This is a genomic window from Antarcticirhabdus aurantiaca, from assembly GCF_009765365.1.
In the GTDB taxonomy this organism is placed as follows: domain Bacteria; phylum Pseudomonadota; class Alphaproteobacteria; order Rhizobiales; family Rhizobiaceae; genus Antarcticirhabdus; species Antarcticirhabdus aurantiaca.
Genome location: NZ_VTOM01000036.1, coordinates 23,427 through 30,501 on the forward strand (window position 1 = coordinate 23,427; position 7,075 = coordinate 30,501).

The following is a 7,075-nucleotide window of genomic DNA, read 5'->3' on the forward strand; positions in this document are numbered from 1 at the left end:
TGCGCAGTCCGACCCTAGGCCGAGTGCGTAAAGAATCCTTGATTATAAACCCGCGAAAAAGTACCGAACGCGGCCGCGTCTTCGCCTTACTTGCTCCACCTGCGGTGGAACCACATCCACTGGGAGGGATGTTCGCGCACCCAGGCCTCGACGATGTCGTTGAGGCGCTGACAGCTCCCGGCGACGTCGACCGAACCATCCTCTGAGCGCGGAAGATCGACGCGCGGTTGCAATTCAAGGCGGTATCGGTTGCCGGGCAGGCGGACGGCCCGGGCGGGATAAACATCCGCGTCGAACTGCCGGGCCAGCTTCGGGAGCAGCGGGTTCGTGCGGCACGCACGACCGAAGAAGGTCGTCTGCGCGCCGCGCTTGAACTTCTGGTCGACGAGGACGCCGATCTTGCCGTTCTCCCCGAGCTTCGTCGCGAGCGCCCAGGTCGCCCCGGCCTTGGACGGCACGAGGTGGCCGCCCTTGGTGCGGCGGGCGGACAGGACGCGCTGCGCGATGTAGCGGTTGTTCGGCGGCCGGAACATGGCCGTGACTTCGAGGCCGTAGGCGGCGGCCGCCACGGGCAGGAGCTCGAAGCAGCCGAGATGGGCCGTGAACAGGATCGCGGGCCGGCCGCTCGTGCGCAGCTGCTCGAAGATCTCGGCGCCGGCGACCTCGATCCGGCCGGCGTTCGGCCGCGCGAGATCGTAGTCGAAGAGGTCGTCGAGGAAGACGTATTCCGCGGCGACGCGGCCCATCTGGCCCCAGTTGCGCTTCGCCGTCGCGGCGATCCAGGCTTCGTCCTTCTCGGGGAAGGCCTTGCGCAGGTTGTCGAGCGCGATTCGATGACGCGAGGCGGCGAGGGGGCCGAGCAGCTGACCGGCACGATCGGCGAAGCTCAGCGCGGCGTCGGCGGGAAGCCAGCGCAGGGCGCCCATGACGGCGAAGGCCGTCTTTGCCACGAGCCAGTCCCGCGCCCGCTTGGCGCGCAGCCATGCCTTCGCGGAACCCGGCTTCATGCGGCCTGGGACGCCGCCCCGCCGGCCTCGTCGAGAACGAGGACGATCTTGCCGAAGACGTCGCGGCCTTCCATGCGCTTCAGCGCGACGTCGATGTCGGAGAAGCCGATGCGGGTGTCGATGACCGGCTTGGCCAGGCCCTTGGCCATCTTGGCCATGGCGTCGCGCATGTTGTCCATGCGGCAGCCGAAGGAGCCGATGAGGCGCAGCTGCTGCTGGAACAGCATCATCAGGTTGACGTCGGTCGAGACGCCCGACGTCGATCCGCAGGTGACGAGCCGCCCGCCGCGCTTGAGGCAGAGCATGGAGCCGGCGAAGGTGTCCTTGCCGACATGCTCGAAGACGACGTCGACGCCCTTCTTCTTCGTCAGCTTGCGAACGGCCCCCTCGAAGCGGTCGGAGCGGTAGTTGATGACGTGGTCGGCGCCGAGCGCCCGGGCAGGCTCGATCTTGGCGTCCGAGCCGACGGTGGTGATGACGGTCGCGCCGTGGCGCTTGGCGAGCTGGATCGCCGCCGTGCCGATGCCGGAGCCGCCGGCATGGACGAGGATCGTCTCGCCGGGCTGGAGCTTGGCATTGTCGAACAGCATGTGCTCGACCGTGCCGAAGGTGACGGGCGCGAGCGCCGCCCCGATCGCGTCGCAGCCGGGAGGGGCGGGGACGAGGAGGCGGGCGGGCAGGTTGACGCGCTCCTGCGCGAAGCCGTCGAGGTGGAAGCCGTGGACGCCCGAGACGTGCTCGCAGAGATTGTCGCGGCTGGATCGGCAGTTCTCGCACAGCCCGCAGGTGCGCGCGCCGTAGATCGAGACGAGCTGGCCGGGCAGGAGCCCCGCCGTGCCGGGGCCGATCTCCGCGACGACGCCCGAGGCCTCGGCGCCCACGACGAGCGGCAGCTTGCGCTTGGCGAAGGCCATGCCGCGCCAGCCCCAGACGTCGATGTGGTTGAGCGCGACGGCCGAGATCGCGACCTGGACCTCGCCCGGACCGGGGGGCGGGGGCGGCGGGATGTCGGTCTCGCGAAGGTCGCGATCGCCGAGGAGTTGAAGTGCGCGCATGCGGGAGATTCGTTCCGAAGGGTTCAGGCGCGCGGGTCGCGCCCGATCACCAGGCTCACGTTCTGCCCGCCGAAGCCGAAGGAGTTCGAGAGCACCGCGTTGACCTCCGCCTTGCGGGCGGTGTTCGGCACGGTGTCGAGCGGGATGGCGGGATCGGGATTGTTGTAGTTGATCGTCGGCGGCAGGACGCCGCGCTGGATCGTCAGGACGGAGAACACCGCCTCGATCGCGCCGGCGGCCGTCAGCGTGTGGCCGATCATCGACTTGTTGGACGAGATCGGCACGCGTGCCAGCGCCTCGCCGAAGACGGCGGCGAGGCCCTGCGCCTCCATCTTGTCGTTCTCGGGCGTCGAGGTGCCGTGAGCGTTGATGTAGCCGATGTCCTGCGGCGACAGGCCGGCGTCGGCGAGGCCGGCGCGGATCGTCGCGATGATCGGCGAGCCGTCGGGCTTGGAGCGGGTGCGGTGGAAGTCGTCGGCCTTCTCGCCGACGCCCGCGACGATCGCGAGGACCGTCGCGCCGCGGGCGCGGGCCGAGGCCAGCGATTCGAGAACGAGGGCGCCGGACCCTTCCGCCATGACGAAGCCGTCGCGGTCCTTGGAGAAGGGCTTGGAGGCCTTTTCCGGCACCTCGTTCTGGGTCGACAGGGCCGAGAGCAGCGAGAAGCGGATCAGGGCCTCGGCCGTCACCGAGCCGTCGGTGCCCATCACCAGCGCGCGCTCGGCGTCGCCGCGGCGGATCGCCTCCAGTCCGAGCTGGATGGCGCTGGCGCCCGAGGCGCAGGCGGTCGAGAGCGTCACCGGCAGGCCGCGGGTGCCGAGCCGGTCGGAGAGCTTCTCGGCGATGCGCGAGAAGCGGGTGATCTCGTAGACCTCGTCCGAGCGGTTCTGGCGGGCGAGCTCGATGAGGCGGTCGTAGCCGGCCTCTTCGCGCGCGTCGCCCGGCAGCTTGTCGAGCTCGAAGCGCGACGTCCATTCCAGCTCGACCGGCGGAGCGGCGAGAAAGAGCGGGCCGGCGAAATCGTCGCGGGGCAGCCCCGCCATGCCGATCGCCTCCGTCGCCGCGGCTTCCGCCATGGCGAAGGACAGGTTCGTCGAGACGTGCGGACCGACGTCGATGAAGTCGACCGTGCCGGCGATGGTGGTGCGCAGCTCGTCCGTTGCGAAGCGGTTGATGCGGTGGATGCCCGAGCGCCCGGCGGTCAGCGCGTCCCAGTTGGCTTCGACCCCCTGGCCGAGGGAGGACACGACGCCGACGCCGGTGACGGCGACGAGCGGGCGGCCGGCGAAGTCGAGATCGGATGCCTGGCTCATCGTGCCGCCTCCCCGTTGCTCACGGCTTCGAGGGCGGCGACGCCCTCCGCGTCCGAATGGCCGACCGTCGTGACGAGCGCGCGGGCATGTCCGCCGCCCGCCAGGTCGAGGGCCGCGAGCGCCGTCGCCGCGATGAACTGCGTTTCGAAGGAATGGCCGAGACGCTCGCCCGCCGCGCGCAGCTCGGCCTTCGGCGCCTTGGCCGCGAGAACATCGCGCTCGACGCGCGTCGCGTCGGCAAGGCCGGTGGCGCCGCTGACGACGAGGTCGGCGTCGAGGCCGCCCGCCGCTTCGACGAGGCGCGACAGGCGCTTTTCCAGCGCGGCCGCGTCGCGCCGTCCGCGATCGCCTTCGACGCGGGTGAGGCGCGCATAGGCCCTGGCGCCGCGCGCCTCGGCGTGCTCGGCCGGTTCGAGAACGAGGAAGGCGCCGACGGAGCCCGTAACGAGGCCCGGCTCGCCGCCGTCCGCGATGCGCTCGAAGACCGGCGCGAAGGGGCCGGAGCGCAGCATGCCGGCGATCTCGTAATTGAGGAGGAGGTCCTTGCGCTCGGCATTGTAGGCGCTGCCGACGAGGCAGATGTCGCTCTGGCCGGCGGCGATGCGCGCCTGCGCGACGGCGAGGGCGCTGATGCCCGCGCCTTCCTCGCCCATGAAGGTGCGGGACGAGCCGGTGACCTTGTGGACGATGGAAATGTTGCCGGCGAGGAGGTTGGAGAGCTGGGCAAGGAACAGCGTCGGGCGCAGCTCGCTCGACAGCGTCGCGTTCATCCGCGCGCCGTTGTCGCCCGCCTCGCGGGCGCGGGCGAGCACCAGCGCGTCGACGGTGGTGTCGCGCTCGCCGCCGCCCGCCGCGACGATCATGTCGACGCCCGCGCGGGTCGCCTCGTCGGCGGGAACCGCGGCATCGGCGAGGGCGAGACCGGCGGCATAGACGCCGATCTTCTGCCAGGTCTCCATCTGGCGCTGATCGCCCTTCTTGGGGATCTGCGCCGACCAGTCGACCGCGACCAGCGGATGCACCGTGTAGGGAGCGAAGCTCGACCCGTCGAGGCGAGGGGCGCCGGCGGATGCCAGCGCCTCGCGATGCGCTTCGACCCCCTCGCCGAGCGAGGACAGGAGGCCGATGCCGGTCACCAGGACGTCGCGCTTGGGAGCGACCATGATCCGCATTCCCGAGTTCGTTGAAGAACAGGCGCCGGAGGGCGCCGCCTCAGACCGGCTTGCCGGCGCGCAGGTCGTCGATCTTGGCGCAGAGGTTCTTGAGGACGAAATATTCCTCGGTATCGGCCTCGCCCTCGTTGACGCGCTGCGTCCACTTCTCGAGCGGGATCTTGATGCCGAATTCCTTGTCGATGGCGAAGACGATGTCGAGGAAGTCGAGCGAATCGATGCCGAGATCGTCGATCACGTGGCTCTCGGGCGTGATCTGGCCGCGGTCGATCTCGCTCGTTTCAGCGATGATGTCGGCGACCTTGTCGAACGTGGAGGACGTGGAAGACAATGAATTTTCCCCTGCGAGTGCGGGCGGTGCGTGTCGGCGCGATGCTATAGGGGTTCCAAACGCAAATGCAAAGCAACGCCTCGTCCCGGCCGGAATGAGGCGTGCGGTGTTGCCGATGCGAACCCCTAAGCGAGCCGGCCATGCGGTGCTCGCGCGGTGATGACGCGTTCCTGCGCAGACTTCAAGGCGCCAGAAAGACCGGCGGCCACCGAGCCGCTGAGAAACGCTCCCGCACGCAACGCGCTGATGGCCGATCGAGCCGGCGACGACGCGTCCCCCGGGTAAGGAACGGAGCCATTCCGGCCGGATCGAGGATGCCCTTCACGGCAGGGCCAGGCTGAACCGCGCCTTCGATTCGCAGGAGGCGCCCTCGCGAACATAGAAGCGGCAGGCATCCTCGTTCCAGGCCGGCGTCTGCCACTCCATGCGATCGACGCCCTCAGAAGAGGCGAGCTCTCGCGCTCTTGAAAGAAGCCATCTCCCGATTCCCCTTCCGCGGTGGATCTCGGCGACGAACAGGCAATCGAGATGGGCGTAGCGCCGTGCCCTCCAGACGGACCAGTCGAAGGTGACGGCCGCGTAGCCCTGGAGCTCGCCGTCGCCCTCGGCGACGAGGAAGCGGATCGCCGTCTCGCGGAGGAGGGCTTCGAGCGCCTCGGCCGTGAGAGACGCGGTGCTCCTTTCGAACGCCGCGTGGTCCCGGATCAGGGCGTGGAGGCGAGGAACGTCGCCGGGCGTCGGCTGGCGGATCGTGGGGGTCACTCGGTTCCGTTCCTCGTCAGTTCGAAGCCCTCGTCGAGCCAACCCGTGATGCCGCCGGCCTTGATCTTCACCGGGCGGCCGAGTTCGGCGAGACGAAGGGCGCCGCGCGCCGCGCCGTTGCAGTGGGGGCCGGTGCAGTAGATCACGAAGAGCGTTTCCGCTCCCCAGCGCTCGAGCTTGGAGCGGACGATTTTGCCGTGGGGCAGGTTGATCGCGTCGGGAACATGGCCACCGGCGAACAGGGCCGGATCGCCAGCGCGGAGTTGCTGGGTCCCGGGTATGCCGTAGCCAGAAGGTAGGTAACGCAGGCGACCAGCAGTTGGCTCACGACATTGGCCACTGCGATCACCTCGGATCGTTAGAGGTTGGTGAGGGACGGAGTGAGTTAAAGGTCTCGGCGCATGACGTAGTTCAGGTAGCGCTGGTCCTCGATCTCGTAGTGCGTTTCTCCTGCGTTCTGGAAGGACTGACGCTCGTAAAAGGCAATGGCCGCTTGGTTTTCCGCGTTCACGGCGAGCCAGACGCCGGCATGTCCGCTGGACCGGGCGTGCGCCAGACCTGCTTGAAGAAGGGCGACGCCTTTGCCCCCTCCCTGGTGGCGCGGTTGAACATAGAGGGTCGCAATCTCGACGTTTGGACAACCGGCCACGGGTGCAGACGCGCCCGCGATCAGCTCGATCATGCCGTCGATCCCGACAGCGTTCTGCGAAACGAAAATGGTGCGCTGCTGGTCTTGGAGGCGACTGCGAAAGCGATCGGCCGTGAACTCGCGGAGCGCATGGTCGGCGAAGAAACCGTTGACGCCCTCACGGATGTAGGTTCCGAGCCAGACCTCGATCGACAAGGCCGCCAAGCTGGACGCGTCGGATGCCGTAGCATCCCGGATTATCGTCTTCACAGTTATGCTTCCCAAACGCTTGTATCTGACGATGACCCTGTGAGTTGATGCCTACCTATCAACCAACCGTGCGGTCATCGCAAAGGGCAGCTTTCAGGAAAGCGGAGCAAGCCGTTGAACGCGTGGAAGGGGGCGTTTGCGACCGACATCCGCCGGCCTACTTGGCGCATCCTCAGGACGAGATTCTCAGCGTCTTGATGCGGTTGGCGATGTCGTCGAAGATCGCCTGGAGCTGGGCCGCGTCGGAGACGTCGTAGTAGTGGGACCCGTCGCTGGCGCAGCCCTTCAACAGCGCCGAGCTCGTGGCCGTGTCGACCTCCAGGCGGATGGTGAAGAGCTCGACGCCCTTCTCCTTGGCCGCGTCGCAGGCGCGGCTCGTCATGCCGTCCATGGCGGCGGCGACGGTGGCGGCTTTCGGCGCGTCCTTGGGCTTGGGCACGTCGGCCGGGCGCGGCAGGCAGTTCACGGGCGTCGGGTCGGTAAGGTCCTTGTGCTTCTTGCCATGCTTGTCATGCTTGACCTTGGGCTTCTTGCCGG

The 7,075-nt window shown here is 68.6% G+C and carries 8 protein-coding genes and 1 pseudogene; all 9 read right to left on the bottom strand.

Going from position 1 to position 7,075, the window contains the following annotated elements; translation table 11 throughout:
* Positions 1 to 86: 86 nt before the first annotated feature.
* A complete protein-coding gene (locus FZN60_RS27335) occupies positions 87 to 1,007 on the bottom strand; it encodes a lipid A biosynthesis lauroyl acyltransferase (protein ID WP_158877370.1) in 921 nt (306 codons plus the stop codon).
* Positions 1,004 to 2,062 carry a zinc-binding dehydrogenase gene (locus FZN60_RS27340; RefSeq protein ID WP_158877372.1) on the bottom strand — a complete coding sequence of 353 codons (1,059 nt, stop codon included), beginning with the start codon at positions 2,060 to 2,062 and terminating at the stop codon, positions 1,004 to 1,006. Before FZN60_RS27340 ends, FZN60_RS27335 begins: the two co-directional genes overlap by 4 nt.
* 23 nt (positions 2,063 to 2,085) lie before the next feature.
* Positions 2,086 to 3,375, bottom strand: a complete 1,290-nt coding sequence (locus FZN60_RS27345) for a beta-ketoacyl-ACP synthase (protein ID WP_158877374.1) — start codon at positions 3,373 to 3,375, stop codon at positions 2,086 to 2,088.
* Complete coding sequence (locus FZN60_RS27350) at positions 3,372 to 4,538, bottom strand: beta-ketoacyl-ACP synthase (protein WP_158877376.1); 1,167 nt, start codon at positions 4,536 to 4,538, stop codon at positions 3,372 to 3,374. The genes FZN60_RS27345 and FZN60_RS27350 overlap by 4 nt, the downstream gene beginning before the upstream one ends.
* A 49-nt stretch (positions 4,539 to 4,587) precedes the next feature.
* Entirely contained in the window at positions 4,588 to 4,878 is a 291-nt protein-coding gene (locus FZN60_RS27355) for an acyl carrier protein (RefSeq protein ID WP_158877378.1), read from the bottom strand.
* Between the two features lie 321 nt (positions 4,879 to 5,199).
* On the bottom strand, positions 5,200 to 5,640 hold the full coding sequence (locus FZN60_RS27360) for a GNAT family N-acetyltransferase (RefSeq protein ID WP_158877380.1): 441 nt from the start codon (positions 5,638 to 5,640) through the stop codon (positions 5,200 to 5,202).
* Complete coding sequence (locus tag FZN60_RS27365; RefSeq protein ID WP_158877393.1) at positions 5,637 to 5,996, bottom strand: rhodanese-like domain-containing protein; 360 nt, start codon at positions 5,994 to 5,996, stop codon at positions 5,637 to 5,639. The genes FZN60_RS27360 and FZN60_RS27365 overlap by 4 nt, the downstream gene beginning before the upstream one ends.
* Positions 5,997 to 6,025: 29 nt before the next feature.
* Complete coding sequence (locus FZN60_RS27370) at positions 6,026 to 6,538, bottom strand: GNAT family N-acetyltransferase (RefSeq protein ID WP_246727270.1); 513 nt, start codon at positions 6,536 to 6,538, stop codon at positions 6,026 to 6,028.
* Positions 6,539 to 6,710: 172 nt separating this feature from the next.
* A pseudogene (locus FZN60_RS27375) lies at positions 6,711 to 7,075 on the bottom strand (hypothetical protein); the annotation flags it as partial.